The sequence below is a fragment of the Rhizobium album genome (genome assembly GCF_003122325.1).
Taxonomy (GTDB): Bacteria; Pseudomonadota; Alphaproteobacteria; order Rhizobiales; family Rhizobiaceae; genus Metarhizobium; species Metarhizobium album.
This window is the reverse complement of the sequence record NZ_QFBC01000011.1, coordinates 122,848-149,375: the sequence shown is the minus strand read 5'-3', so window position 1 is coordinate 149,375 and position 26,528 is coordinate 122,848. Positions and strand designations below refer to the sequence as shown.

23 protein-coding genes are annotated in these 26,528 nt (G+C 63.7%); 11 read left to right on the top strand and 12 right to left on the bottom strand.

Going from position 1 to position 26,528, the window contains the following annotated elements; translation table 11 throughout:
• The first annotated feature begins 241 nt into the window (after nt 1-241).
• The 3 genes from DEM27_RS21555 (at nt 242) to DEM27_RS21545 (ending at nt 5,006) form a co-directional block, all read left to right on the top strand.
• Nucleotides 242-1,816: a Re/Si-specific NAD(P)(+) transhydrogenase subunit alpha gene (locus DEM27_RS21555; protein WP_109460312.1), complete on the top strand. Its 1,575-nt coding sequence runs from the start codon at nt 242-244 to the stop codon at nt 1,814-1,816.
• Between the two features lie 20 nt (nt 1,817-1,836).
• Nucleotides 1,837-3,273, top strand: coding sequence for an NAD(P)(+) transhydrogenase (Re/Si-specific) subunit beta (locus DEM27_RS21550; RefSeq protein WP_109460311.1), 1,437 nt, complete (start codon nt 1,837-1,839; stop codon nt 3,271-3,273).
• A gap of 239 nt (nt 3,274-3,512) precedes the next feature.
• Nucleotides 3,513-5,006 carry a globin-coupled sensor protein gene (locus tag DEM27_RS21545; protein ID WP_165823522.1) on the top strand — a complete coding sequence of 498 codons (1,494 nt, stop codon included), beginning with the start codon at nt 3,513-3,515 and terminating at the stop codon, nt 5,004-5,006.
• 56 nt (nt 5,007-5,062) lie between these two features.
• On the opposite strand, the gene DEM27_RS21540 is transcribed toward DEM27_RS21545, so the two are convergent.
• Nucleotides 5,063-5,734 (bottom strand): Crp/Fnr family transcriptional regulator, encoded by a 672-nt coding sequence (locus DEM27_RS21540; RefSeq protein WP_245446002.1) that lies wholly within the window; start codon nt 5,732-5,734, stop codon nt 5,063-5,065.
• Nucleotides 5,735-5,897: 163 nt separating this feature from the next.
• On the opposite strand from DEM27_RS21540, the gene DEM27_RS21535 reads away from it, so the two are divergent.
• A complete protein-coding gene (locus DEM27_RS21535; protein WP_109460308.1) occupies nt 5,898-8,180 on the top strand; it encodes a sensor domain-containing protein in 2,283 nt (760 codons plus the stop codon).
• A gap of 128 nt (nt 8,181-8,308) precedes the next feature.
• Complete coding sequence (locus tag DEM27_RS21530; RefSeq protein WP_109460307.1) at nt 8,309-9,667, top strand: amidase; 1,359 nt, start codon at nt 8,309-8,311, stop codon at nt 9,665-9,667.
• A gap of 20 nt (nt 9,668-9,687) precedes the next feature.
• On the opposite strand, the gene DEM27_RS21525 is transcribed toward DEM27_RS21530, so the two are convergent.
• Together DEM27_RS21525 and DEM27_RS21520 are read right to left on the bottom strand one after the other, a co-directional pair.
• Nucleotides 9,688-10,542, bottom strand: coding sequence for a MurR/RpiR family transcriptional regulator (locus DEM27_RS21525; RefSeq protein ID WP_109460306.1), 855 nt, complete (start codon nt 10,540-10,542; stop codon nt 9,688-9,690).
• A 53-nt stretch (nt 10,543-10,595) separates the two neighbouring features.
• Entirely contained in the window at nt 10,596-11,645 is a 1,050-nt protein-coding gene (locus DEM27_RS21520) for a polyamine ABC transporter substrate-binding protein (RefSeq protein WP_109460305.1), read from the bottom strand.
• A gap of 144 nt (nt 11,646-11,789) precedes the next feature.
• Between DEM27_RS21520 and DEM27_RS21515 the strand changes: the two genes are divergently transcribed.
• Genes DEM27_RS21515 through DEM27_RS21500 form a run of 4 tightly spaced genes read left to right on the top strand, consistent with a single transcriptional unit; the run spans nt 11,790 to nt 15,744 of the window.
• The gene (locus DEM27_RS21515) at nt 11,790-12,875 is read left to right on the top strand and encodes an ABC transporter ATP-binding protein (RefSeq protein WP_109460384.1); all 1,086 of its coding nucleotides are present in this window, start codon (nt 11,790-11,792) and stop codon (nt 12,873-12,875) included.
• Nucleotides 12,875-13,771, top strand: a complete 897-nt coding sequence (locus tag DEM27_RS21510; RefSeq protein ID WP_109460304.1) for an ABC transporter permease — start codon at nt 12,875-12,877, stop codon at nt 13,769-13,771. The genes DEM27_RS21515 and DEM27_RS21510 overlap by 1 nt, the downstream gene beginning before the upstream one ends.
• A gap of 10 nt (nt 13,772-13,781) precedes the next feature.
• Nucleotides 13,782-14,612 (top strand): ABC transporter permease, encoded by an 831-nt coding sequence (locus DEM27_RS21505; RefSeq protein ID WP_109460383.1) that lies wholly within the window; start codon nt 13,782-13,784, stop codon nt 14,610-14,612.
• A gap of 1 nt (nt 14,613) precedes the next feature.
• Nucleotides 14,614-15,744, top strand: a complete 1,131-nt coding sequence (locus DEM27_RS21500; RefSeq protein ID WP_109460303.1) for a DmpA family aminopeptidase — start codon at nt 14,614-14,616, stop codon at nt 15,742-15,744.
• 24 nt (nt 15,745-15,768) lie between these two features.
• Here the strand turns inward: DEM27_RS21500 and DEM27_RS21495 are convergent, their stop codons facing one another.
• Nucleotides 15,769-16,659, bottom strand: coding sequence for a helix-turn-helix domain-containing protein (locus tag DEM27_RS21495; protein WP_109460302.1), 891 nt, complete (start codon nt 16,657-16,659; stop codon nt 15,769-15,771).
• A 96-nt stretch (nt 16,660-16,755) separates the two neighbouring features.
• Here DEM27_RS21495 and DEM27_RS21490 point away from each other — a divergent pair, with 96 nt between their 5' ends.
• The gene (locus tag DEM27_RS21490) at nt 16,756-18,321 is read left to right on the top strand and encodes a 4-hydroxyphenylacetate 3-hydroxylase N-terminal domain-containing protein (protein WP_109460301.1); all 1,566 of its coding nucleotides are present in this window, start codon (nt 16,756-16,758) and stop codon (nt 18,319-18,321) included.
• Between the two features lie 10 nt (nt 18,322-18,331).
• The gene (locus DEM27_RS21485; RefSeq protein ID WP_109460300.1) at nt 18,332-18,844 is read left to right on the top strand and encodes a flavin reductase; all 513 of its coding nucleotides are present in this window, start codon (nt 18,332-18,334) and stop codon (nt 18,842-18,844) included.
• A 97-nt stretch (nt 18,845-18,941) separates the two neighbouring features.
• Here the strand turns inward: DEM27_RS21485 and DEM27_RS21480 are convergent, their stop codons facing one another.
• The 8 genes from DEM27_RS21480 to DEM27_RS21445 form a co-directional block, all read right to left on the bottom strand.
• Nucleotides 18,942-19,145: a type II toxin-antitoxin system VapB family antitoxin gene (locus DEM27_RS21480; protein ID WP_109460299.1), complete on the bottom strand. Its 204-nt coding sequence runs from the start codon at nt 19,143-19,145 to the stop codon at nt 18,942-18,944.
• A gap of 79 nt (nt 19,146-19,224) precedes the next feature.
• Nucleotides 19,225-19,926, bottom strand: a complete 702-nt coding sequence (locus DEM27_RS21475) for an ABC transporter ATP-binding protein (protein WP_109460298.1) — start codon at nt 19,924-19,926, stop codon at nt 19,225-19,227.
• Complete coding sequence (locus tag DEM27_RS21470) at nt 19,923-21,635, bottom strand: branched-chain amino acid ABC transporter ATP-binding protein/permease (protein WP_109460297.1); 1,713 nt, start codon at nt 21,633-21,635, stop codon at nt 19,923-19,925. Before DEM27_RS21470 ends, DEM27_RS21475 begins: the two co-directional genes overlap by 4 nt.
• Nucleotides 21,622-22,491, bottom strand: a complete 870-nt coding sequence (locus DEM27_RS21465) for a branched-chain amino acid ABC transporter permease (RefSeq protein ID WP_109460382.1) — start codon at nt 22,489-22,491, stop codon at nt 21,622-21,624. The genes DEM27_RS21470 and DEM27_RS21465 overlap by 14 nt, the downstream gene beginning before the upstream one ends.
• Before the next feature lie 167 nt (nt 22,492-22,658).
• Complete coding sequence (locus DEM27_RS21460) at nt 22,659-23,843, bottom strand: ABC transporter substrate-binding protein (RefSeq protein ID WP_109460296.1); 1,185 nt, start codon at nt 23,841-23,843, stop codon at nt 22,659-22,661.
• 57 nt (nt 23,844-23,900) lie between these two features.
• Nucleotides 23,901-25,559 (bottom strand): amidohydrolase, encoded by a 1,659-nt coding sequence (locus tag DEM27_RS21455; protein ID WP_109460381.1) that lies wholly within the window; start codon nt 25,557-25,559, stop codon nt 23,901-23,903.
• A 285-nt stretch (nt 25,560-25,844) separates the two neighbouring features.
• Nucleotides 25,845-26,093, bottom strand: a complete 249-nt coding sequence (locus DEM27_RS21450; RefSeq protein WP_109460295.1) for a DUF982 domain-containing protein — start codon at nt 26,091-26,093, stop codon at nt 25,845-25,847.
• Nucleotides 26,090-26,509: a CBS domain-containing protein gene (locus DEM27_RS21445; protein WP_165823521.1), complete on the bottom strand. Its 420-nt coding sequence runs from the start codon at nt 26,507-26,509 to the stop codon at nt 26,090-26,092. The genes DEM27_RS21450 and DEM27_RS21445 overlap by 4 nt, the downstream gene beginning before the upstream one ends.
• Between the last annotated feature and the right edge of the window lie 19 nt (nt 26,510-26,528).

Genomic DNA, 26,528 nt, shown 5'->3' with positions numbered 1-26,528 from the left:
CCTGAGATGGCAAGGGCGCAGCCGTCACCGTGCTACCATTTGCCGCTTCGCTTGTCCGCAAGCGACATTTCACAGGGCAAACAGGCAAGAGAATGCCGATTTTCCGGTCATGCCTTGGGATAAGGCGCGGTTAGTCCTTTAATTTCCGGTCGAATGTGTAGTAGCAAACTCGCGGAGCATTCCGTGCTGGGAGGTATGGCCGTCGCTCTTTTCATGAAGATCTCCCTCTGAAAGTGGACAAATGAAGATCGGGACACCGAAAGAACTTTACCCCGGAGAAGCGCGTGTCGCGATGACACCCGACAGCGCCGTGCAATTGCAGAAACTCGGATACGCGTGCCTCATCGAAAGCGGCGCCGGATCGGCTGCCGGTTTTTCCGATGAGGATTATCGAGCGGCAGGCGTGACGGTGGTGGAGGATCCCGCTATACTTTTCGCATCCGCCGACGTGATCGCCAAGGTCCGTCCGCCGGTGGCCGGCGAGGTCGATCGCCTGTCGCCGGAGAAAACGCTGGTCTCCTTCTTTTATCCCGCACAGAATCCCGATCTTCTGGAGCAGGCGAAAAACAGGGGCGCAACCGTCGTCGCCATGGACATGGTGCCGCGCATTTCGCGCGCCCAGAAGATGGACGCGCTGTCGTCGATGGCCAACATCGCCGGCTACCGCGCCGTCATCGAGGCCGGCAACAATTTCGGCCGCTTCTTCACCGGGCAGGTGACCGCCGCCGGCAAGGTGCCGCCGGCCAAGGTGCTGGTCATCGGCGCCGGCGTCGCCGGCCTTGCCGCCATCGGCGTCGCCACTTCGCTCGGCGCCCAGACCTATGCCTTCGACGTTCGCCCCGAGGTGGCCGAGCAGATCGAATCGATGGGCGCCGAGTTCGTCTATCTCGATTTTGACGGCGGCGTGCAGGATGGGGCCACAACCGGCGGCTATGCCGCGCCGTCCTCGCCCGAATTCCGCGAGAAGCAGCTTGCAAAATTCCGCGAGCTCGCCCCGCAAATGGACATCGTCATCACCACCGCACTGATCCCCGGCCGTGACGCGCCAAAACTCTGGCTGGCCGATATGGTCGCGGCGATGAAACCCGGATCGGTGGTGGTCGATCTCGCCGCCGAACGCGGCGGCAACTGCGACCTGACGGTACCCGACCAGCGCATCGTCTCGGAGAACGGTGTCATCGTCATCGGCTACACCGATTTCCCGAGCCGCATGGCAGCGCAGTCCTCGACGCTCTACGCCACCAACATCCGCCATATGATGACCGACCTGACGCCCGCCAAGGACGGCACGATCGTCCACAACATGGAAGACGACGTCATTCGCGGCGCCACCGTCACCCATCAGGGCGCCATCACCTATCCACCACCGCCGCCGAAGATCCAGGCGATCGCCGCCCAGAAGCGTCAGGAGAAGGTCAAGGAACCGACCGCGGCCGAAAAGCGCGCACAGGAAGTCGCCGCATTCAGGAAGCAGACCAAGAACCAGGTCCTCCTGCTCGCCATCGGCACGGCGCTGCTGCTGCTCGTCGGCGCCTATGCGCCTTCGGCCTTCATGAGCCATTTCATCGTCTTCGCGCTCGCCTGCTTCGTCGGCTTCCAGGTCATCTGGAACGTGTCGCATTCGCTGCATACGCCGCTGATGGCCGTCACCAACGCCATCTCCGGCATCGTCATCCTCGGTGCCCTGCTGCAGATCGGCTCGGGCAGTTGGCTCGTCATCGTCCTGGCCGCCCTTTCGGTGCTGATCGCAACGGTCAATATCGTCGGCGGCTTTCTCGTCACCCGGCGCATGCTTGCCATGTTCCAGAAGTCTTGATCGGGGAGGGGAAGATTCTCATGACGATCGGTATCGTTTCGGCTGCCTATATCGCGGCAGCAGTTCTTTTCATCCTTTCCCTCGGCGGTCTTTCCGGCCAGGAAAGCGCCAAGCGTGCCGTCTGGTACGGCATGACAGGTATGGCGCTTGCCGTCATCGCCACGGTGTTTGCCCCCGGCGTCGGCAACTGGTTCATCATTCTCCTGATGATCGCCGGCGGCGCGGTGCTGGGATATTACGTCGCTGCCCGCGTGCAGATGACGGAGATGCCGCAGCTCGTGGCCGCGCTGCATAGCTTCGTCGGCCTTGCCGCCGTGTTCATCGGCTTCAACGCCCATCTCGAGGCGGCGCATGTCGCCGGTCTCGACGAGGCCGGACGTTCGGCGCTCACCGGCTTTGCCGCCATCCTGGCCCACAAGGACGCGGTCGAACTGTCGATCATGAAGATCGAGGTGTTCCTCGGCGTCTTCATCGGCGCCGTCACCTTCACCGGCTCCGTCATCGCTTTCGGCAAGCTCGCCGGCAAGGTGGACGGCAAGGCGAAGAAGCTGCCCGGCGGCCATCTGCTCAATGCCGGCGCGGCCATTCTCTCGCTCGCACTGCTCATCCTGTATTTCAACGGCGCCGGCGTCTGGACGCTGGTGCTGATGACGCTTGCCGCCTTCTTCATCGGCTACCACCTGATCATGGGCATCGGCGGCGCCGACATGCCGGTGGTGGTGTCGATGCTGAATTCCTATTCCGGCTGGGCAGCCGCCGCCATCGGCTTCACGCTCGGCAACGACCTGCTGATCGTCACCGGCGCGCTGGTCGGCTCTTCGGGTGCGATCCTCTCCTACATCATGTGCAAGGCGATGAACCGTTCCTTCATCTCGGTCATCCTCGGCGGCTTCGGCACGACGACAGGGCCGGCGATGGAGATCACCGGCGAGCAGGTGGCGATCGATGCCGAAGGCGTCGCCGCCGCCCTCAACGAGGCCGACAGCGTCATCATCGTGCCGGGTTATGGCATGGCGGTGGCACAGGCGCAGCAGGCCGTCTCCGAACTGACGCGCAAGCTGCGTACCAGCGGCAAGAACGTCCGCTTCGCCATCCATCCGGTGGCCGGCCGCCTGCCGGGCCACATGAACGTGCTGCTCGCCGAGGCCAAGGTGCCCTACGACATCGTGCTGGAGATGGACGAGATCAACGACGACTTCCCCAACACCGACGTCGTCATCGTCATCGGCTCCAACGACATCGTCAACCCGGCCGCCCAGGAAGATCCCAACTCCCCGATTGCCGGTATGCCGGTGCTGGAGGTCTGGAAAGCGAAGCAGGTGTTCGTCTCCAAGCGCGGCCAGGGCACCGGTTATTCCGGTATCGAGAACCCGCTCTTCTACAAGGACAACACCCGCATGTTCTATGGAGACGCAAAGAAGTCTATCACCGATCTTCTTCCGATGATCGGCCGCTGACCGCCTCCTTCAAGCTCAACACGACAAAACACTCGCCTGGATTGCATTCCAGGCGAGCGTTCTGGTTTCTGCTCCAGGTGTTTGCGGATTCTTTTCGCCAAAATTGAAAAACCGCAAGTCATGTTCGTTTTGCCGCCCCGACCGTCTCTCAGGTAACTTGACGTTAACCACTTAAATGCACGATACCGTACGAACGATAGCGTGCATTTATCCAAAAAGGGCGGGGAAGAGCAATGGCGATGGGTGACACAGCAAGTGAGGAATTGCAGACACGACTGGACTTCATCGGCCTTGGCCCGGCCCAACGGCAGACCCTCAAAACGATCGCCCCGCGCGTCGAGCAGCATATCGGCGCGGCGCTCGGTCTGTTCTACAGGAAGGTGCGCGCCACGCCGCAGACAAGCCATTTCTTTACCGACGACCGCCATGCCGCAGTGTCCAGCCGGAAGCAGCAGGATCATTGGACGTTGATCCTCAGCGGCGAATACGCGCCGACCTATCTCGAGGCCGTCAGGACCATCGGCGCCGTTCACGCCCGCATCGGCCTTGAGCCGCAATGGTATATCGGAGGATATGCCCTTGTGCTCGACCAGCTGGTCAAGGCGATCATCCTCGGCGCCGAGGCGCCCGAAAAACGCGGCTTCTTCAACCGCGGCCAGCATGAGTACACCAGGCAAAGCCTTGCGGAGGAAATCGCGGTGCTGGTCAAGGCCGCCTTGCTCGACATGGAACTGGCGATTTCGGTCTATCTCGACCGGCTCGAAGAGCGCCGTCAGCTGGCAGAAAGGCAGCAAGCGGACTCGCTGGAGCAGGTTGCAGCCGCATTGCTGCGGCTTGCCGAAGGCGATCTGGGCGTCACGGTCGGGGCTGCGCTATCGGCGAAATCGGATCGCCTGGTGAAAAATTTCAACGGCACGGTGGAAAGCCTCCGCAGGGTCATTACTGCCGTCAACCACGCGTCCGACAATGTTCGCAACGGCGCTGCGGAAATCGCCGCAAGCTCGGCGACGGCCAGCCGGCAATGCGAAAGGCAGGCAGCCGCCCTCGAAGAAACGGTGGCGGCGATCGGAGAACTGGCAGCGGCGATCCGGATGACCACGGCGAGTGCCAAGGAGGCCGCCCGCACTGTCACGGAAATCCGCAGCCGGTCGGATGCCGGTGCGTCCCTGGCCGGCCGGACCGTTTCCGCCATCGGTGAGATCGACGTTTCCTCGCGCAAGATGGCGCAGATCATCAAGGTCATCGACGAGATCGCCTTCCAGACCAACCTGCTGGCTTTGAACGCCGGTGTCGAGGCCGCCCGCGCCGGGGAAGCCGGCAAGGGCTTTGCCGTCGTCGCCCAGGAAGTGAGGGCGCTTGCGCAGCGATCGGCGGAAGCAGCCAAGGAAATCGCGGCGTTGATCAACACAAGTTCGAACCAGGTTTCCGACGGCGTCCGACTTGTCGGGGAAACGCGCGAATGCCTCGCCGGCATCGCCACGGCCATGCACCAGATGGACGGCCTGGTGGCCGATATCGCCGGATCGACCCGCACCCAGGCCGACAGCATCGATGAAATTTCTTCGGCGGTCGACCAGATCGACCAGGCGACGCAACAGAATGCCGCCATGATCGAGCAGAACAGCACCGCCAGCGGAACCTTGGCGCAGGAAGCCGAAGCACTCGCCGCGCTGGTCGGCCGTTTCCGGATGCTGACGGGACCGTCAGGCATGCCGGAGGCGCTGGTGGCATGAGTGCGCGTGCGACAAACGGCGGACGGCCGATGACCTTGCGTGTCTCCAGCCTCCCTTTACAGGGAAGCCCGGCGGATACGGTCATAACACTCGCAGGCACGGTCGTGCAGCGTCTGACGGTCGGTGATGCGGAGCGAACCGCGATGGTAGGAGATCGCGCCAGCGTTCATCAGGTCGGTACAGATGGCGTTGACAGTTGCGCGGCGCAGCGCGAGCAGCCGAGCGATCGCCTCCTGGGTCAGGTAATAGGTGTCGCCTTCGACCCGGTCGTGCGTATGCAGCAGCCAGCGCGCGACACGCTGCTCGGCGGTATGCAGGCTGTTGCAGGCGACCGATTCCATCAGTTGCACTGTATGCGACTTGGCATAACGCAGCATGATCTCGCGCACGCACTGGAATTTGCCGAGAGCGACGTCGAGATCGGCGATGGTCACCCAGGAAGCATAGCCGGGAACCTGCACCACCGAGCGGCCAAGCGCATTGCCGCCGCCCATGATCAGGGTGAAACCGAGGAAACCCTCCGGCCCGATCGAGGATTTTTCGACGCTGCGCCCGTTTTCCATCTCGGCGATGATCGAGACGACACCTTCGTGCGGGAACACGGCATGGCTGACGAGCCCGCCGTCCTCGAAAATCACATCGCCGGTGTTCATTTTTCGCTTCTGCGCATGGGTGCGGAAGAACTCCTGGGCAGCCGGCTGGATGGAGGTCAGTATTTTGTTGCGCAAAGGCGCGCTTGCGAAATCGCATTCCATCAATTGGCCAGCCTCGAGTCTTCTCCGCCCATCACCTTTTGATAGCCGGCGATGGTAAACCAAGCCTTAACCGCAATGTAAGGCAGCGGTGTATATTAGCATAAATTAATTGATATCCTCGCTATTGGAGTTGTCAATGGAAGACATGCCGCATCCGTTGCCGGACGATGCCCGACCGCCCGGAAATCCCGGTGGCTCATCCGGCGCCGGACTGCAGCCGGCGGGGCGGGCGATCGTCGAGATGCTGCGCAAGGTTGGTCGGCCCGCGGCCGCAACCGTGGCGCCGCCCGGCGCCGATCGGGAAAGCCTGCAGCTGAAGGAATTGCTGAACGCCTATCAGACAGCGCTTGACAAGCATGCCATCGTCGCCATCACCGACCGGCGAAGCCGCATTCTCTACGTCAACAACCAGTTCTGCGCCGTCAGCGGTTATGCCGAAGACGAGTTGCTTGGCCATCCCCATAGCCTCGTCAACTCGGGGCATCATTCCAGGGATTTCTTCTCGGGCCTGTGGTCGACCATCTCAAAGGGCGAGGTCTGGCATGGCGAGATCTGCAACCGCACGAAAGGCGGCAATCTCTATTGGGTCGATACCACCATCGTGCCGATGATCGGCGCGGAAGGGCGGATCGATGCCTATGTATCGATCCGCTACGACATCACCAAACGCAAGGCCGCCGAACAGGCGCTGCAGGAAGAGGTGGTGCGGCGGCGCGAAGCGGAGGCATTGCTGACCGACGTCATCGAGACCGTGCCCGATGGCATCGCCGCATTCGACACGACCGACCGCCTGGTGTTCTATAATCAGGCCTATGCCAATCTTTATGCCCGCTCGGCCGATGCGATCAGGATCGGCGCCGATTTCGAGAGCATCCTGCGCGCCGGTTACGAAAACGGCCAATATGCCCTGCCGCGCAAGAGCGAGGAGGCCGGCAATGCCTGGCTGCGCGCGCGCCTGCGCGATCATCGCAATCCGGGAAAACGTGTGGTCCAGGAGTTGTCCGACGGCCGCTGGATCCAGATCCGGGAGCGCCGCTCTTCCTCCGGCTACGTCGTCGGTACACGCACCGATATCACCGAGCTCAAACGCTCGGAATCGGCGATCAAGTTTCTCGCCGAGCACGATCCTCTGACCGGCCTGCTCAATCGTTCTGTCCTGGAGCAGCGGTTGGCGGACGCGGTTGCTTGCAGCCGGCGCGGCAGCACTGGCGGCCTGCTGATGGTGCTGGACCTCGACGGCTTCAAACAGATCAACGACAGCATGGGCCATGCCGCCGGCGACGCGCTGCTGCTTGCCGTTGCCGGGCGACTGACCGAGGCGGTGCAGCGACAGGATACGGTGGTGCGGCTCGGCGGCGACGAATTTGCCGTGGTGATCCCGCAGATTGCCCGCAAGGAGGATTGCTGCGACATCGCCCGCCGGCTGCTGGCGGCAATCCAGCGTCCCGTCCCCATCCAGCGGCGAACGATCACCCCGAAACTCAGCCTCGGCATTGCCCGTTTCCCGCAGGACGGCCACACCCTGGAAGCCTTGCTGCGCAAGGCGGACATGGCGCTCTACCGCGCCAAGGCGGAAGGCCGGGGCACGTTCCGCATCTATTCCCGGGCGATGCGGGCGCACGCCGCCCAGCGCCGCAGGCTGTCCAATGCCCTGGCGACCGCCATCGCCACTGGTCGCATCGACGTGGCGATGCAGCCGCAATTCATGCTTTCGGACGGCGCATTCGCCGGTTTCGAGGCGCTCGCCCGCTGGACGCATGACGGACGGCAGATCGGCCCGGCCGAATTCATTCCCATCGCCGAGGAGCACGGGTTGATTGTCGAGCTCGGCAGGCTGGTGATCGACAAGACGCTGCAGGCGATGCGCAATCTCCGGCTGAAAGGGTTTGGCGTCGGCACCGTCGCCATCAACATCGCTTCGGCCCAGATCCGCCACCGGGGTTTCGTCTCCATGCTGGAAACCGCCGTACGCCGCCATGGTCTGTTCCCGCAGGACCTCGAAATCGAACTGACGGAAAACATCCTGCTGGACGACGATGGCGACGAGCTGGCGATAACCTTGCGGCAGCTTCGCGCCGCCGGCTTTTCCATCGCGCTCGATGATTTCGGCACGGGATATGCTTCGCTTTCCCATCTCGGCCGGTTTCCGATCAATCGCATCAAGATCGATCGCAGTTTTGTGTCGCGCATGGGTTACGGCCAGGAGCGTGCCATCATCCGCGCCCTGATCGGCCTTGCCCATGCGCTCGGAATGGCGGTGGTCGCCGAAGGCATCGAAACGCCGGAACAACTGCGGCAGTTGCAGACCTACGGGTGCGATTTCGGGCAGGGTTACCTCTTCTCGCCGCCGATCGCTTCGCCGCAGGTGGAGGCGTGGTGTCGGACCGATCTGGAACTGCCGGCGTCAGCGGCGTCATAGAAGGAGTTCCGCCGAAGCAACATCGCTTGCCGACCTCTTTGCTGTTGACGGGCCGGTGCCTGTTCTGTTGAAACGCCTGGCAACAGGTTTTGCGCGCGCCTTTCGCCGCCGCTGCAAGAGGAGTTGAGATGACCGCACTTGGTAAATCCGCAGCGCAGCTTTCGGTGTTGCTCCAGAGCGGCGCGCTCGATCCCCGCGCGCTTGCCGAAGAGACGCTCGATGCCATCGGCCGCCATCCGGACCAGGCGATTTTCATCAGCCTGACCCCGGAGCGGGCGCTTGCCGAAGCCGAGGCGGCGGCAAAGCGGCTTCGCGAAGGACGTTCGCTCGGGTTTCTCGACGGCGTTCCCATCGCCTGGAAGGATCTTTTCGACCTCGAAAGCCTGGTGACCACGGCAGGATCGACGGTGCTGGCGAAAAATGCGCCGGCAAGCGCCGACGCCGCTGTGGTTTCGGCGCTGAAGGCAGCGGGCATGGTGTCGGTCGGCCGCACCAATATGAGCGAGTTCGCCTTCTCCGGCATCGGCATCAATCCGCATTACGGAACGCCGCAGAACCCCGTTTCCAAGGACGGCGCCCGCATTCCAGGCGGCTCCTCGGCCGGAGCCGGGGTCGCCGTCGCCACCGGGCTGGTGCCCGTCGCCATGGGCACCGATACGGGTGGTTCGATCCGCATCCCCGCCGCCTTCAACGGCATCGTCGGCTACAAGGCGACCCGCGGCCGCTATTGCATGCATGGCGTCTTCCCGCTGGCGAAAAGCCTCGATGCGCTGGGGCCATTGTGCCGCACGGTGCAGGATGCCATCTGGGTCGATGCGGCGATGCGCGGGCAAGCGGCGCCCGCCATCGCCCGGAAAACGCTTTCGGGGCTGTCGCTGGTGGTGCCGGAAACGGTGTTTTTCGACGGCATCGAGGACGGGGTGGCCGTAGCATTCGAGGCGACGGTCCGCCGGCTGGAAAAGGCCGGTGCAAAAATCCGCCGGCAGGCCTTTCCGATCTTTGCCGAAATCTTCGACCTGATCGCAGCCAAGGGACCGCTGGTCACTGCCGAGGCCTTCGCGCTGCACCGGCAACGGCTGGCTGACGACGATGCGGCCGGCATGGACCCACGCGTCGTTGCCCGCACGCGGCTCGGCGAAAAGACGGCGATGGCCGATTATATCGACATCCTCGACACCCGCGAGCGGATGATCGCCGCGATGGCCGCCAGCGTTGCCCAAGGAGACATCCTCGTCGCACCGACGCTGCCGCATGTCGCGCCATTGACGGCGCCGCTGATCGCCGACGACGAGTTGTTCTTCAAGATGAACGGCAAGACGCTGCGCAACACGCAGATCGGCAATTTCCTCGATTGGTGCGGTGTTTCCATTCCCTGCGGCACGGGCGATGCGGCGATGCCGGTGGGATGCCTGCTGTCGGGACTGCCCCATACCGATGAACACCTGCTTTCCGTCGCGCTGGCGGCCGAAGAGGTCATCCGCGGCTGATCGCCTTCGAAACGGCGGCTTCAGCTCTCGAAGTCGCCGAACACGTCCTGCAGGCGGGTCAGCACCTGCACCCGCTCATCCACCCGCTCGCCCATCAGCACGATGATGTTGGACAGCATCAGGTCCATGACGGCGGTCATGGTGGCGGCGCCGTCCCAGAGCGGGCCGTGCGAGCCGGGCACGACAAGCGCGATATCGGACACTTCGTCGGCCCAGGGGCAGAACTCGTCGGTCAGGAGGACCACCTTGACGCCGGCGCGGCGGGCTTCTTCCGCCAGCGGCCGGGCCTTGGACGCAAAGCGGCGAACATCGTGGAGGAACAGCACCCGGCCCTCCACCGAGCCGTCGAGCACTTCGGCGTAGGTGCCGTTCAAGCCATCGACGAAAGTGACGCGCGGGCGCGTATAGGAAAGCTGGGAGGCGAAATATTGCGCGATGCCGCGAACATTCTGGTAGGCGGCGACATGGACTTCGCTTGCCGATATCAGCGCCTCGATCGCCTGCTGCCATTCCACCTTGGTGCTGAGCTCGTAGATCATTCCGAGATTGTCGATCTGCTGCTGGACGAGGCCGGCCAAAAGCTTGCCGTCCTTGATGTCCTGCTGGAAGCGGTCCATCGACCCCTTGACCTGCCAGGCGGGATTGGAGCGCCCGCGCCGGAGCACCGCCTTGAGATCGTCCAGCCCGTCGAACCCCAGCCGCCGCAGATAACGGCCGACCGTCATCTGCGAGATGTCGAGGCGGGCGGCAATCGATTTGGCGGTTTCGAAAGGCAGTTCGGCCAGGTTGCGTTCGATGTAGTTTGCAATGAGCTTGTCGGATTTCGACTTGCGCATCTCGGCGCTCTGCAGCCGAGCGAGGATTTCCTTCGCCAATTCTTTCCCCCCGAAAGCTCCGCCCGGAAACCGGGCGGAGGAAGCCGTTGGCTTTACTGCGCCGTCTTGACCTTTGTCCATGCCCGATCGAACTGGCGCAGGCCGGCGCCGAGATCTTCGAAGATCTGCAGCCGCTTCATGGTCTCGTCGGTCGGATTGATCTCCGTGCTATTCTTGATGTTGTCGGGCGTCAATTGCCGCGCCGGCACGTTGGCCGTGCCGTTCGTCTGCTGCGAGACGTTGAGCGCGGCGATTTCCGGCTTGGTGTAGAACTGCATGAATTTCAGGGCGTTGTCCTTGTTCGGCGCGCTCTTGAGGATACACATGTCCTCCTGGTACATGGTCGCACCCTCTTCCGGGATGACGTAGCCGAGATCCTTCGGGTTGCCGAAGACGTCGATCATGGCGCCGACGAAGAAATGCGCCGCGGCGATGTCGCCGGACTGCACCATCGGGCGGGAATCATATGTGAAGGCCGCGACATAAGGCTTCATGGCGATGACCGTATCGGCAGCCTGCTGCAGTTCGCCGGGATCGGTCGAGTTGACGGCGTGGCCATTCAGCATCAGGCCGACGCCCAGCACTTCGCGCATGTCGTCGAGCAGGGTGAACTTGAGGTTCTTCGCCTTCACCGTCTCGATCAGATCCTTCCAGCCGATGATGTCCTTGCCGAGCACCTTGCGGTTATAAAGAATGCCGACCGTGCCGAAGGCGTAGGGCAGGCAATATTCGCCGTTCGGGTCGCTCTTGGCGCGCAGGAACTGCGGATCGATGTTCTTGAAACCTTCATAGGTATTGATGTTGGTCTTTTCCAGGAGATCGAGCTTGGCCATGATGTCCTGCATGTGGACCGACGGAAAGACGATGTCGTAGCCGGTGGCGCCGCCCTGGATCTTGGCCAACATTTCCTCGTTCGAGGAATAGGTCGAGAGGTTGACCTTGATCTTGGTCTCCTCCTCGAACTTCTGCAGCACGGCCGGATTGATGTATTCGCCCCAGTTGTAGATGTTGAGTTCTTCGGCAAGCGCCGTGGCGGCCGGCAGGGCCATCACCGTCAGCGCAACGAGGCCGAGATGCCGGAAGGCACCTTTGAAAAGTGTCATTGTCGTTCCCCTTATCGGATTTTCGTCTCCTCCGGCTACCGGCAGAAAGGCCCTGGCCCTCGGAGCGTTGACTTGTACGAAAAAATGATATCAACATACCGAAAACGCGCAAGAGTTAAATTAATAACATTTTGGGGAACGATGATGCGTGATGCGATCGTGCGGCTGACCTCGGCCGCAAAGGCCTTCTCGACTCCGGAGGGCAGGCAAGTCAGGGCATTGGACGGCATCGATCTGGAGATCGGCCGCAATGAATTCATCACCCTCCTCGGACCCTCCGGCTGCGGCAAGACCACGCTCTTGCAGGCGATCAGCGGTTTCGTGGAGCTCGACAGCGGCCGTATCGAGATCGACGGCGAAGTGATGACGGATCGGCCGCCCTACCGGCGCCCGGTCAACACCGTCTTCCAGAATTACGCGCTGTTTCCGCATATGAATGTCGGAGACAACACCGCTTATGCGCTTGAAGTCGCTGGCGTTCCGCGGGCCGAACGCATCGAACGGGTGCGGGCCGTGTTGCGTCTCGTCGGGCTGGAAGGCATGGAAGGACGGCTGCCGCGGCAATTGTCCGGCGGCCAGCAGCAGCGTGTGGCGCTGGCGCGCGCCATCGTCGCACGGCCGAAGGTGCTGCTGCTCGACGAGCCGCTGTCGGCGCTCGACAAGAACCTGCGCGAGGCGATGCAGCTTGAACTGAAGACCCTGCAGCACGAACTCGGCATCACCTTCATCTTCGTCACCCACGACCAGCAGGAAGCGCTGACCATGTCGGACCGGGTGGCGGTGCTTGCCGACGGACGCATCCAGCAACTGGATACGCCGCGCACCATCTACGACCAGCCGGTCAGTACTTTCGTGGCGAGCTTCATCGGCGCCAGCAACCTTCTCGACGGCCGGTGCGACGGCGGAAACTTCATCGGCAGCGATGGAACCGCCTTCCGCCACAGGGAATGCGACAGCAAGGGGCCGGCGACGGCGCTGATCCGGCCGGAACAGTTCTTCCTCGCCGCCCGTGCCGCCAGCGATCCGGCTATCGAGGTCACGCTGGAGCAGATCGTCTTCGTCGGCTCGTCCTTCGAACTGTTCGGCAGGACCGGCTCCGGCCGCAGGCTGGTGGCCCAGGTTCCGGCCGGCGAGCGCCATGCCGTCGGCGCGCTGGAAGCGGGCGGCGCGGCGCGCTGGTATTACGATCCCGAAAGCGTCCATGTGATCCGCGACAGAAAGGCCGCCTGATGAGCATCGCAAGCCAAAGGCGTTGGCAGCTGTCGCTGCTGCTAGGGCCGGCCAGCCTCTTCCTGCTGGTCTTCTTCCTCATACCGCTCGGCATCATGGTGGTGACCAGCTTCCTGGCGCCCGGCCTTTACGGCGGCGTCGAATGGAGTTTTTACCCGCATAATTTCGGCCGCATCCTCGGTTTCGCCGATCCCGCCTTCGAGGAGTTCGATCCGGTCTACATCGCCATCTTCCTGCGCTCGCTGAAGATTGCGGCGCTGACGGTGGTGGCGACGCTGCTCGTCTGCTACCCGGCCGCCTTCCACATCAGCCGCCTGCCGGACAGGTGGAAGAATTTCTGCCTGTTCCTCATCACCCTGCCCTTCTTCTCCAGCCTGATCGTACGGCTGTTCGTCTGGGTGATGATCCTGCGGCCGACCGGGCTGGTCAACGAGACCTTGCTGTCCGCCGGCGTCATCGCCCGGCCGCTGGAGATGATCTATACGGACGGCGCCATCATCCTCGGCATGGTCTATGTCTTCATTCCGTTCATGTTCATGCCGGTCTATGCCAGCATCGAAAAACTCGACTGGCGGCTGGTGCAGGCCTCGCTCGATCTCGGCGCCGGGCCAGTGCGCAGCTTCTTGCGCATCATCCTGCCACTGACGGCGCCCGGAATTCTCGCCGGCTCGGTGATCGTCTTCATTCCCGCACTCGGCAATTTTGTCGTGCCGGCCATCCTCGGCGGCGCCAAGGTGATGATGCTCGGCAATCTCATCGAGGCGCAGTTCCTCTCGGCGCGCAACTGGCCGTTCGGCTCGGCGCTGGCGATGATGGTCATGGCGGTGATGCTGGTGCTGCTCGTCGCCTATGTCATCGTCTCCGGCCGGCGAAACCTCGCCGCTTCGGCCGCTTGAGGAGGGAATGATGAAAATCGCACGCACCCTTTTCCGCGCCGGCATGACGTTCTACACGGTGCTGTTCTTCGCCTTCATCTACATCCCGCTGGTGTTGATCGCCGTCTATTCGTTCAACGCCAACCCGGTGAACATGATGGTCTGGAGCGGTTTCACCACCGAATGGTATGCCCAGGTCCTCGGCTTCAAGACAAAAATCTCGGAAAGCGCCCTCTATATCGAATCGACCGACCAGCTCGTCGCCGCCGTTTTCAACAGCCTGAAGATCGCCGCTTCCACCACGGCCATCTCGACCGTATTGGGAACGGCGATCGCCATCGCCATGCATCGCTACAATTTCCTCGGCAAACGTTTCTATCAGGTATCGATGTTCATGCCGATGCTGATGCCGGACATCGTTCTCGGCATCGCGCTTTTGATCTTCTTCGTCAATGCCGGCATCCATCTCGGCATGGCGACGATCATCATCGGCCAGTGCACCTTCCTGATTTCCTACGTCTTCATCGTCGTCTCGGCGCGGCTTGCCGGCATGGACCGGACGCTGGAACATGCCTCCGCCGATCTCGGCGCCAGCGAATGGATGACCTTCCGCCGCGTGCTGCTGCCGCAGCTGATGCCGGGCATCCTGGGCGGCGCGCTGCTCGCCTTCATCATCTCGATGGACGACCTGGTGATCACCTATTTCATCGCCGGTGTCGACGTGACGACGCTGCCGATGTTCATCTTCGCCATGCTTCGCCGCGGCATCAAGCCGGAGATCAATGCGATCGCCGTGATGATGCTGACCTTCTCCTTCCTTGTGGCCTCGCTCGGCCTCTACCTCCGCTCCAGACAGAAATGACATGACACAACAGATAAACCGCCGCAAACCGCGCGGCCGCGACCTCGGCCTGCCCTTTACCGGCCGCACCGGCCACCACAACGCCATCACCGACGTTTCCGGCATCGGCGTCGGCTTCCGCACCATCATCGAGGACGAACCCCGGCCGGGCCGCCGGCGCCTCGTGCGCACCGGCGTGACGGCGATCCTGCCGCATATGGGCTCGGAGACCCCCGTCCCTGTTTACGCCGGCGTGCACCGCTTCAACGGCAACGGCGAGATGACCGGCACGCACTGGATCGAGGACGGCGGCTCGTTCCTCGGCCCGGTGGTCATCACCAATACGCATGGCGTCGGCATGGCGCATCATGCGACCGTCAAATGGATGATCGACCGCTACGCTTCGACTTATCAGACCGACGATTTCCTCTGGATCATGCCCGTGATCGCCGAGACCTACGACGGCGCCCTTAACGATATCAACGGCCTGCCGATCACCGAGACTGATGTGCGGGCAGCACTCGACAGCTTAACCGCAGGCCCGGTGCAGGAAGGCAATTGCGGCGGCGGCACCGGCATGATCACCTACGGCTTCAAGGGCGGCACCGGCACGGCCTCGCGCCTCGTGGAGTTCGGCGACCGAACCTATACGCTCGGCACGCTGGTGCAGGCCAATCACGGCCAGCGCGACTGGCTGACCATAGCGGGCGTGCCGGTCGGGCAGCATATGCAGGACGGCACGCCGCAAAGCCAGCTGCAGGAGCGCGGCTCGATCATCGTGGTGATCGCCACCGACCTGCCGCTGATGCCGCACCAGTTGAAGCGCCTCGCCCGCCGCGCCGCGATCGGTATCGGCCGCAACGGCACGCCGGGCGGCAACAATTCCGGCGATATCTTCCTCGCCTTCTCCACCGCAAACGCCCACCCGATGGCCCACCGCGCCGCAGCCCACCTGCAGGTCGAGATGGTCAACGACGAGCCGCTCGACCTGGTCTACATGGCCGCCGTCGACAGCGTCGAGGAAGCGGTGGTCAACGCCATGCTGGCGGCAGAGGATCTCGGCGGCACCGCCTATGACCGTTTCCTGATCCAGGCGATCGACCCCGAAAAGCTCTGTGATCTCCTCAGCCGTTACGGACGGCTGCAGGCCTGACAAATTCGTGAACACCCCGGCGGATCAAAGCTCCGCTGGGGTTTCTTCCTGGTTCAGGTGCGATGCCCGCCACTGGCTGGGGGGGAGGCCGGCATAGGCCTTGAAGAACCGCGAAAAATAGGCCGCATCCTTGAGGCCCAGTTCATAGGCGATGTCCTCGACCGAACGCACGGTGAAGAGCAGCAGCCGCTTCGCCTCCAGCATACGCCGCTGGTTGATGAATTCCTTCGGCGCCAGCCCGAACGTGTCCTGGCTGGCGCGGGCAAGCAGGTGTGCGGTTGTCCCCAGGTTCTCGACATAATATTCGATCCGCCGGTTCTCGCGGAACTGCCGGTCGACAAGGCCGCGGAACTGCCGCGCCAGCGTGGCAGGCCCGGCAGGCGGCGCGCGGCCAGGCGCCTCGCGGGCGAGACGGGCGATGTCGGTCAACGCCACCGCGACCAGCGCCGGCAGCGTCCTGTCCGCGCCGGGACGGCTTTCCCGATATTCGGCTTCGATCCGGCGCATGATCCCGTCAAGTCCGCTCCATCCCGGATGGCCGCTCAGGCCCGCGACCACCAGCGGCGCATCGAGCGGCAGGATGGTCTGCGCCTGGATCGCCAGCAATGCATCGTCGGCAATGGAAACCACGATGGCATCCGAGACAGCCGGCTCGACCTTGAAACCGTGCACGACGCCGCTCGGCATGAAGCTGACGGCCGGCGCCAAAAAGTCCAAGCTCCGGTCTTCGTAAAAATACCGGCCGTTTCCCCGCAGCCAATAGGTGATCTGCGAGAGGTGATCGTGCTTATGGGCCTTCACCGCGCCGAGATGCAGGCTCTGGCGCGCCATCACGGTCTCGACATGCATGAAGCCGACATCGAGTGGGCGATCTTGTTCGCCGTAGACGAAAAAACTGGGAACGGCGCCGGTCATGGTCTCATCGAAAAAAGTACAAGCGATTTTGCCATTCTGTCCATGGAGGGCCAATGTTGCAAGAGGTATTCCTGACGAAAGTCAAAGGAGGAGTTCATGAACAGCCACGTCCACAGCCCGATTTCCCGCGCAGAAGATCAGCGTGCCGACAAGAGCCGGCCGTTTACCGGCGCCGAATATCTGGCCTCGCTGCGGGACGGCCGCGAAGTCTACATCAACGGCGAACGCATCGCCGACGTCACGACCCATCCGGCCATGCGCAACTCCGTCCGCTCGCTCGCCCGCCTCTACGATGCGCTGCACGACGAAAAGACCAAAGACCGCCTGACCGCGCCGACAGACACCGGCAATGGCGGCTACACCCACAAATATTTCCGCGTTGCCCGCTCCTCCGCCGAACTGGTGGCGCAGCAGGGGGCGATTGCCGACTGGGCGCGCATGTCCTACGGCTGGATGGGCCGCACGGCGGATTACAAGGCGGCATTGATGAACACGCTCGGCGCCAATGCCGACTGGTACGGCCCGTTCAAGGACAATGCGCTCGCCTGGCACAAGCGTGCCCAGGAAAGCGTGCTGTTCATGAACCACGCCATCGTCAACCCGCCGATCGACCGCCACAAGCCGGCCGACCAGGTGAAGGATGTCTTCGTCCACATCACCAAGGAAACCGATGCCGGCATCTACGTTTCCGGCGCCAAGGTGGTGGCGACCTCTTCGGCGCTGACGCACTACAATTTTCTCGCCCAGAGCTCGGCGACTGTCACAGAAGACCCGTCGCTGTCGGTGATGTTCATCGTGCCGATGAATGCGCCGGGCATAAAAATGTTCTGCCGCGTTTCCTATGAGCAGACCGCCAACACGGTCGGTCATCCCTTCGATTATCCGCTTTCCTCACGCTTCGACGAGAACGACGCGATCCTGGTGCTCGACAACGTCTTCATTCCCTGGGAAGACGTGCTTGTGCTGCGCGATGCGCAAAAGATCCTGTCCTTCCACCCGGCCTCTGGCTTCATGCACGGCTATTGTTTCCAGGGATGCACGCGATTTGCGGTGAAGCTTGATTTCCTCGCCGGCCTGCTTGCCAAGGCGATGCGCGCCACCGGCGGCGATGCCTTCCGCGGCAACCAGGCGGCGCTTGGCGAGGTGATCGCCCTCCGGCACATGTTCTGGAGCTTTTCCAATGCCATGGCCTACAATCCGCAACCCTGGGCGAACGGCGCGGTACTGCCCAACATGGAAGCCGCCCTCTCCTATCGCACCTTCATGTCTGAGGCCTATCCGCGTGTCATCGAGACGGTGCGCAAGGTGGTTGCCTCCGGCCTGATCTACCTGCCGTCCTCCGCCAAGGATTTCGAAAATCCCGAGATCGACCGCTATCTGGCGCAATATGTCCGCGGCTCCAACGACATGGGCCACAAGGAGCGCATCAAGATCATGAAGCTGCTCTGGGATGCGACCGGCACGGAATTCGGCGGCCGCCATGCGCTCTACGAGCTCAATTATGCCGGCGCCCCGGAAGAGGTGCGGCTGCAGGTGCTGAAGGGCGCGGAACGCAACGGCCGGCTGAAGGAAATGGAAGCGCTGGTCGATACCTGCATGAGCGATTACGACGAGCACGGCTGGACCAACGATACCTGGCTGCAGCCGCTCGACCAGGCTTGAGGAGGCCGATATGGAGGAGGTCGTTTCCAAGACGGAGTTCCGTGATGCCATGGCGCGGGTCTGCGCCCCCGTCAACGTCATCACAACCAATGGTCCGGCAGGCCGTGGCGGGTTCACCGCCACGGCCATGTGCAGCGTCACCGACGAGCCGCCGACCTTGCTGGTCTGCATGAACGGCCGCTCGGCGCAGTGCGGGCTGTTTCTCGAAAACCGGCGCTTCTGCGTCAACGTGCTGACGCACGATCACACGATGCTCGCCGGCTTCTTTGCCGGCCAGCAGGCAGATATGGAGGCCCGCTACGCCGCCGCCGAGTGGATCGAGATGCCCTCGGGCAGCCTGGCGCTGGCCGATGCCATCGTCTCCTTCGATTGCCACCTGACGGAAGCACGCATGGTCGGCACCCACCACATCTTCCTCGGCCGCGTCACCGATATCCGGGCGCGGCAGGACGGCAATGCGCTGCTGTATTTCGACCGCAACTACGTCAATGTGCCGACGCAGGTGGGGAGCTTCGGGGGGTGAGGCTGGGCCTTAGAATCGAGAGAGCCGGGGGGCCGAACCTCCGGCTCCTGTTAGCTTTCGTGGCGGGAATGATCGGGCGAGATTGGGTATCACGCCACTATAACTTGGCCACTTCGCTGCGGGGGCGAGGCGCGGCTTCTGCGTCAGGCATCGTTCCCCCGAGCGCGGCAGGACGCCTTCCGGATTCGACCCGCACAAAGGTCTCCAATGCTTGACGCACAAGGGCGGCTGTTTCTTTTGTCCCAGTCCGCAGCCGCGCCCGTTCCAAAAGGTCGTCATCAAGATCTATCGTCGATAGCATACCCAGGGCCTCTCCGCTCAGGCAGCAATTTCAGCACTATTTGGCGCTGAAATCCATGCTTCACGTTAGCAAGAATGCCTCAGGCCGCCGCATCTCCGAGATATAGCTTGTGCAGATGCGCGGGATCCTTCGCGAGCGCTTCGCAGCCGCCGTCGTAGACGACCTGGCCGCGGCGCAGCACGTAAGCGCGGTTGCCGATGGCCAGCGCCAGCGCTGCGAACTGCTCCACCAGCACCACCGCCATTCCGTCGTCCGCCAGCTGGCGCACGGCGCGCATCAGGCGGCTGACGATCACCGGGGCAAGGCCGGAGGACATCTCGTCGATCATGATCACCCGCGGGCGATTGACGATCGAGCGGGCGATCACCACCATCTGCTGCTCGCCGCCCGAGAGCATACCGGCCTTGACGTCGCGGCGCTGCAGCAGCTCTGGGAAAAGGTCGTAGGCTTCCTTTAGGTCCGCGTCGGGGTGTAGCGCCACCTTGAGGTTTTCTTCCGTCGTCATTTCGGAAAAAACCGTACGGCCCTGTTCGACATGGCTCAGCCCCGCCTTGGCGCGAGCACCGGCGCGCAGTTTCAGCAATTGCCTGTCGTCGAGCGCTATCGAGCCGCTTTTCGCCGGGATGATGCCCGAGAGACTTTCAAGCATCGTTGTCTTGCCGGCCCCGTTGGAGCCGAGCACGACGCTGATCTCGCCGCTTCCGGCCTGCAGGTCGATGCCACGGATGACCGGGATGCTGGCACGGTCGACATGCAGCCCCTTGATCGAAAACGTCGTCATGCGGCAGCCTCCTCGAATTCGATGCCCATATAGGCCTTCTGCACGACAGGCATGTCGAGCACGTCGCCCGGCGCGCCGTTAGCGATCACCCGTCCGAAATCGAACACGGTGATTGCCGAACAGGCTCGCCGCACGAGATCCATGTCGTGCTCGATGAGCAGAACGGCGCTGCCGAAGGTGGCGGGGATAGCGGCGATGCGTTCGCCGAGCTTCAGCGCCTCGTCATAGGAAACACCGGCGGCCGGCTCGTCGAGCAGGATCACCGGCGCGCGAGATGCCACCGCGCCGGCGACATCCAGCAGGCGGCGCGTCCCGACATCGACGGTGCCGATCGGCGTATCTGGGCCGGGGCAGCCGAACCAGGCGAGCAGGCTTTCCAGCTCCGTGGCGCTGATCGGGCCGGCAGCGAGGCGGATATATTCGCCGACGCGCAGTTCCGGCGCGATGCGGGTCGTCTGCCAGGTGCGGCGAATGCCGATATTGGCGCGCGACGTCGCCGACAGGCCTTCGAGCGGCTTGCCATTGAGCAGGATGGAGCCGTCATAACGATAGAGGAAGCCGGCGATGGCATCGACCAGCGTCGATTTGCCGGCGCCGTTCGGGCCGACGAGGCCGACGACCGTGCCGGCCGGTACCGTCAGGTTGACTCCCGAAAGGGCGGTCACCGCGCCGTAGCGGACGGTGACGTCGCGCACTTCCAGCGCCGTGCCGGTCGGATGGGCGGTCTTTTCCGGCAATGCACCGGCAGCGACGGCGGCTTCCACCTTGCGCTTCGGGCCGAGCTTGCGGGCCAGCCGCGTCCAGGTCTCGGCGATGGTCTCGCCGCTCGACAGGGCCTGCACCGCGCCGATGGCGAAGAAGACGTTGCCGACGTCCTGCGGCAGGTTCAGCCGGCGCAGAAGCTCCGGGAAAAGCACGATCATCATGCCGCCGGCAATGGCGCCGAGGGTGAAATGCGCGCCGGCCATGGTGGAGACGGCAAATAGCGCCAGCGACTGCATCATGGAGAAGTTTTCGGAGACCAGCGTGCCGAGATAACCGGCCAGCAAACCGCCGGAAATGCCGGAGATGAAGGCGCTGATCGCAAAGGCGCTAAGCTTGGCGCGCGGGATGGAGATGCCGTTGGCGGCGGCGGCGCGTTCGGAATGGCGCACCGCCAGCCAGGAGGCCCCGAGCCGCGAGCGGCTGAGGAATTCCAGCGCCACGGCAATGATGCCGTAGACCAGCAGCACGAAGAGGAAATAGCCGCGATCGGTGGCAAACGCATCCGGGCGGGCGACCTGGGTGAAGCTGGTCTGGCCGGGGAAGGTGATGGTCGCCAGCACCGTATCGAAGGCGGCGGCGAAGCCGAGCGTGACGATGGCGAGGTTGATGCCGCGCAGGCGCAGCGCCGGCAGGCCGATGGCGACGCCGACCGGCACGGCGGCAAGCCCGCCGACCAGCATCCAGACGGCAAGGCCGCCCGGCGCCTCGATCAGGTTGAGATAGCCCGTCACCCAGGCGCCGACGCCGGCAAAGGACATCTGGCAGAGCGAGATCATGCCGGTGCGGCCGGTGACGAGGCCGAGGCTCTGCAGCGCGATGCCGACGATGAACACGGCGGTCAGCAGGAAGACCCAGTATTTCGGCAGCAAGAGCAGGATGATGGCGCCGAGAACGGCAAGCGACAGGGCGGTGGTGACCGCGGCGCGGAAACTAGCGTGCTTCATCCCAGCGGGCTCCTCTTTGCGACCACAACAGGACGGCAAGAATGACAAGGAAAGGTACGGTGCTGCGGTATTGGCTGACGGCATCGATGGCGCTGACGCCGCCTTCGAGAAGGCCGATCATCACCCCGCCGACAAGGGCTGCGCGAAAACTGGAGAAAGCGCCGATCAGGGCGGCGGCCAGCGCCGGCACGACCAGCAGGCTGAGCGACGAAAAGTCCGGCGAGCGCAGCGGCGCGATGATCATCAGCGCAAACGAGGTGACGGCGCCGGTGACCGCCCAGACGCCGAGCGCCAGCAGGCGAACGCGGATGCCGATCAGCTCGGCCGCCATCGGCCGCTGCGACAGGGCGCGAAGCTGCAGGCCGGTGCGGGTGCGGGCGAGGAACTGCTCGGTCAGCACGGTGAAGGCGACCGAGAGGATCAGCGTCGTCACCGCCGCCCAGGTGACCTCGACGCCGGCAAGCCGGAAGGCGGAGCCGGGAATGACCTCGGGAAAATAATGCGGGTGCTGGCCGCCGGTCAGGCGCAGGCCGACGGCGATGATGCCGACCAGCAGTGCTGCCGTCACCGCCGCCTTGGTCGAGGCGTTGGTGTTGGCGAACCAGGTGGTCATGACCAGGCCGATCAGCACGCCGGCCAGCGCGCCTGCGGCGACGCCGAGCAGCACGGCCGGCAGCAGCGGCATGCCGTGCTCGACAAAGGTCACCATGACGAAGGTTCCGATGGCGCCGATGGCGGCCCCGGTGAAATTCACCACGGCGACGAGCCGGTAGGTGAAGATGGCGCAGACGCCGAGTATGGCGTAAGCACCGCCGGCCGATAGCCCGGCGACGGCAGCCGTAAAGAGAGAATTCATGTCCGGAACTCCGGGGCCGATGCGCAGAAGGCGCATCCTGTCTTCGGTCGCGTCCCTTGGGCGGCCCTCCTCCGGGCGAGGCCAAGGGGTCGGAAAAATCGGCGCTGGAACGGTGCCGCAGCCGTGTTGGCCCGCCCCGCGCGCGGGGCAGGCCGTGTCAAAAGAGGTTACTCGGCCTTGGGCAGGGTGAACCAGTCCTTGGTCTTGACCGTCCACTTGCCGTCGACGAGTTGCATGACCTTGGTGGCCTGCATCGGCGAATGCGTCTTGGCGTCGCCGAAGACATAGGTGCTGCCGGCCATCGGGTACTTGAGTTCCTTGCCTTCCTTCAGCGCGGCGGTCACGGCTTCGCGGGTGACTTCGCCGTCGATGCCGGAGATGGTGTCGATCAGCACCTTGGCGGCGAGATAGCCGCCCTGCGAGAAGGCGGTCTTGGCAAGGCCGGCCGTATCCATGGTCTTGATCCAGTCGGCATTCGCCTCGCTGCCGGTCTCGGTGTAGGGTTCCCATTCGGTGCCGACATAGACCGGCTGCTTGCTGTCGGCCAGCGCCTTGGCAACGCCATCGGTATAGCCCGGAGCGAGGAACAGCCAGTTGATGCCGCTGATCTTCTGGGCATCGGCCGTCTTGACCCACTGCACGACGCCCGGCTCGACCTGGTTGGTCATGACCGCATCGCAGCCGGCGTCGCGGGCCTTGATGACGTAAGGCGTCAGGTCGCCCTGCACCGGCAGCGTCATGTCGATCAGGGCGATCTTGTTGCCGCTCATCTTTTCCCAGCGGGCGACGGCGGCGGCATAGGCTTCCTGCGTGCCGCCGATGATGACGAAGAAGGCGCAGAGCTTCTTGGCGCCGAGATCCTTGGTGGCATAGTCGAGGACGGCGGTGCTCAGCGTATAGGGGCCGACATTGACGGGGGCGACGCTCGGCGCGTTGAAGCAGAGCGGATCGACGCCGACGCCCTGGACGGCCATGACGTCGTTACGGCTGTAGGTGGCGGCGTTGACGGCGCAATCGAGCAGGCTGGCGCCGCCGGCAAGCGCCACGACGCCCTTGTTGTCGATCAGGTCGCGAGCGGCCTGGGCGGCAACCTGCGGGTCACCCTTGTCGTCGGCAATCGTGTATTCGATCTTGCAGCCGTTGATGCCGCCGGCATCGTTGAGCTGCTTGAAAACCGCACCCGTCGCCTTGGGTGCTTCGGAAAAGTCGGCGACGCCGGTGACGGTGGAGACGGCACCGATCTGGATCGGGCCGTTCGCGCAGGTCGGCGCGGCCTCAGCCGAGGCACTGGCGGCGAAGAGGCCGAGCGCCGTCGCCGCGGAGGCGAGGAAAATGTTTCTGGTGGATGTCATGCTGCTCCCTTTCCCTGTTTACCCGTCGCTGCTGCAACGGGCGCTCTCCCCTGAAGACTAGCGCCGGTAGACGGCGCGGCCTTCGAAATATGTGGTCACGACCTTGGTGGCGGCGATGCGGTTCGCCGGCACGTCGAAAACATTCTGGTCGAGGACGATGATGTCAGCCGATTTGCCGGGCTCGATAGAGCCGGTTTCCTCCGAGATACCCATGGCGATGGCCGAATTGAGCGTGAAGATGCGCAGCGCCGTGGCCAGATCGATCGCCTGCTCGGCCCACAGCGAAACGCCGGGAAAAGCGCCGGACGGGTTCTGGCGGGTCACCATGCCCTCGATGCCGGTCAGCGGATCGGGCACGGGGATGACCGGCCAGTCCGAGCCGCCGGCGAGCAATGCGCCGGTCTTTTGAAGGTCGGCAATCGGCCAGAAGCGGGTGGCGCGTTCCTCGCCCATAACTTCCTTGTGGCCTTCGAGGAAGGTCGTCGGATACCAGATCATCGGGCAGAGATCGGCGACCACGCCGAGGGGCGCGAAGCGGGCGACATCCTCCTGGCGGATGTAGCTGGCATGGGCGATGTGGTGCAGCACCTTGGTCGGGCCGTTGAAATGGCGCACCGCCTCGACGGCGTCGAGCATCTCGGTGACGGCATAATCGCCGGCGCAATGGATCTTCAGGCCCATGCCCAGTTTTTCCGACTTGTCGACATATTTGACGAGGTCGGGATAGGTGACCAGCGTTTCGCCGCGATAGCCGTGGGGATGGGCCGCATCGTCGACATAGGCGTCGTGGAAAGCGCCGGTACGCGCACCCGGCACGCCGTCGAGGAAGATCTTCGTGTAGTTCGGATGGACGTGGCGGGTGCGGTATTCGTCGCGCAGCGCCAGCAGCTCGTCGCCGGACAGGCCGAACATGAAGGACGGCTCGATCAGCGGCAGCGAGGTGACGGCCCAGGCGGTCAGCTCGCCCTTGGCGTCGAGGCCGGTGAGCGCTTTCAGGATCGGCAGCACCGAGGCGGCATCCTGGAAGGCGGTGACGCCGTAGGAATTGACGATCTCGACGGCGCGGGCGACGGCGGCTTCGCCCATCGCCTCGGTGAAGTGGTCGGCGGCGACGCGCTCGACGATGCCGGCGGCGGATTCGATCAGCAGGCCGGTCAGGCGGCCGGTCGCCGGGTCGCGGCCGAAGGCGCCGGCCGGCGGATCGGGCTGGTTGCCGGAAATGCCCGAGAGACGCATCGCTTCGCTGTTGACCCAGCGATTGTGCATGGTCTCGTCGCGCAGCAGCACCGGATGGCCGAGGCTGGCGGCGTCGAGCTTTGCCAGCGAGGCCTCGCTGTTCAGGGCCGTGATCATATCGGCGCCCCATTGGTTGGCGACGATCCACTGGCCGGGGCTTGCTGCTTCCGCCTGCTGGCGCACATGGGCGCAGATCGCATCGACCGAGGCGCCGGCGCTAATCTGTGTCTCGAACAGGTCGGCCTGGCCGCCCATCATGATGTGGTTGTGAACATCGGCAAAACCCGGCATGGCCATGCGTCCCTCGAGATCGACGACCTCGGTGCCTTCGCCCTTGTAGGCCTCGATCTCGGCGGCGCTGCCGACGGCGAGGATGCGGCCGCCGGAGATGGCGACGGCTTCGGCCCAGGAATTGTTCGGATCGACCGTGTAAATGCGGCCATGGGTGAGGATGAGATCGGCGCGTGGCGCAGTCGTCATGATGTCGTTCCCGTTATGGTTCATTATTTGAACCTATTATTCAATATTAGATTGCCGCAACTGCGGGCCGGTGTCAATATAGTTCACACGTTAAATATTTAGGGTGAAAGATGCGAAGCCCCCCTGCGGAGGAGGAAAGGCATGGCAACACCACCGGGAAGATGGCCTGCCGCCCTCCAAGGTTCGACGGAAAGGCGCGTGGAAAAGCAGGACGCATCAAGCCAGGCGAACGCCGCAAACCGCTTGAGGTCCGCCGCGCTTGACACTTGGCTGATGTCAGCTGGCCTAAGACCAGGAGCGGATCTCGAACTCCGCTTCACGGGCCGCCTCGACGAAGGCCCGGCGCGCGCTGTCCGGCGAAGCGCTGCCGCTCAGCGCCCGCTGGCAGGCCTCGCGGGCGAGGTTCAGCGCCCGCCCGTCTTTCAGCGGCCAGTAGCGGCGCAGGCAGATCTCGGCATCGCGGGTGCTTTCGACACGCAACTGGCGACCTGGCGCCTCGATGATGACGGCTTCGCTCCACAATCTGTCGTTCATGTCTGCACTCCGGTACCAGGACGTGGTTCGGTGTCGGCGATATCGCGATATTCGGCAGTGATATCGCCGAGCGTGATGATGCCTGAAAGCTGCCTTTCATTGTCGTAGACCAGCAGACGGCGCATGTTGAGTTCTTCCATCTTGCGAACCGCTTCGCGCAAGTCGTCCTCTTCCAGGCATCCCTCGATGCCGACGGACATGATTTCGGAGACCGCCGTCGTCGAGGCAAGCCCTTCGGCGACGACACGCAGCACGATATCGCGATCGGTGATCACGCCGACCAGATTGCCGACGCCCGGCACCTCGATCGGGATGGCGCCGGTCTCTGCGTCGGCCATCAGGCGGGCAACGGCCTGAACGGAATCGTTGGGGGAAGCCGTGACCACCTGTCGTGTCATGACATCGCGAACTTTCATACCATCCTCTCCTTTGCAA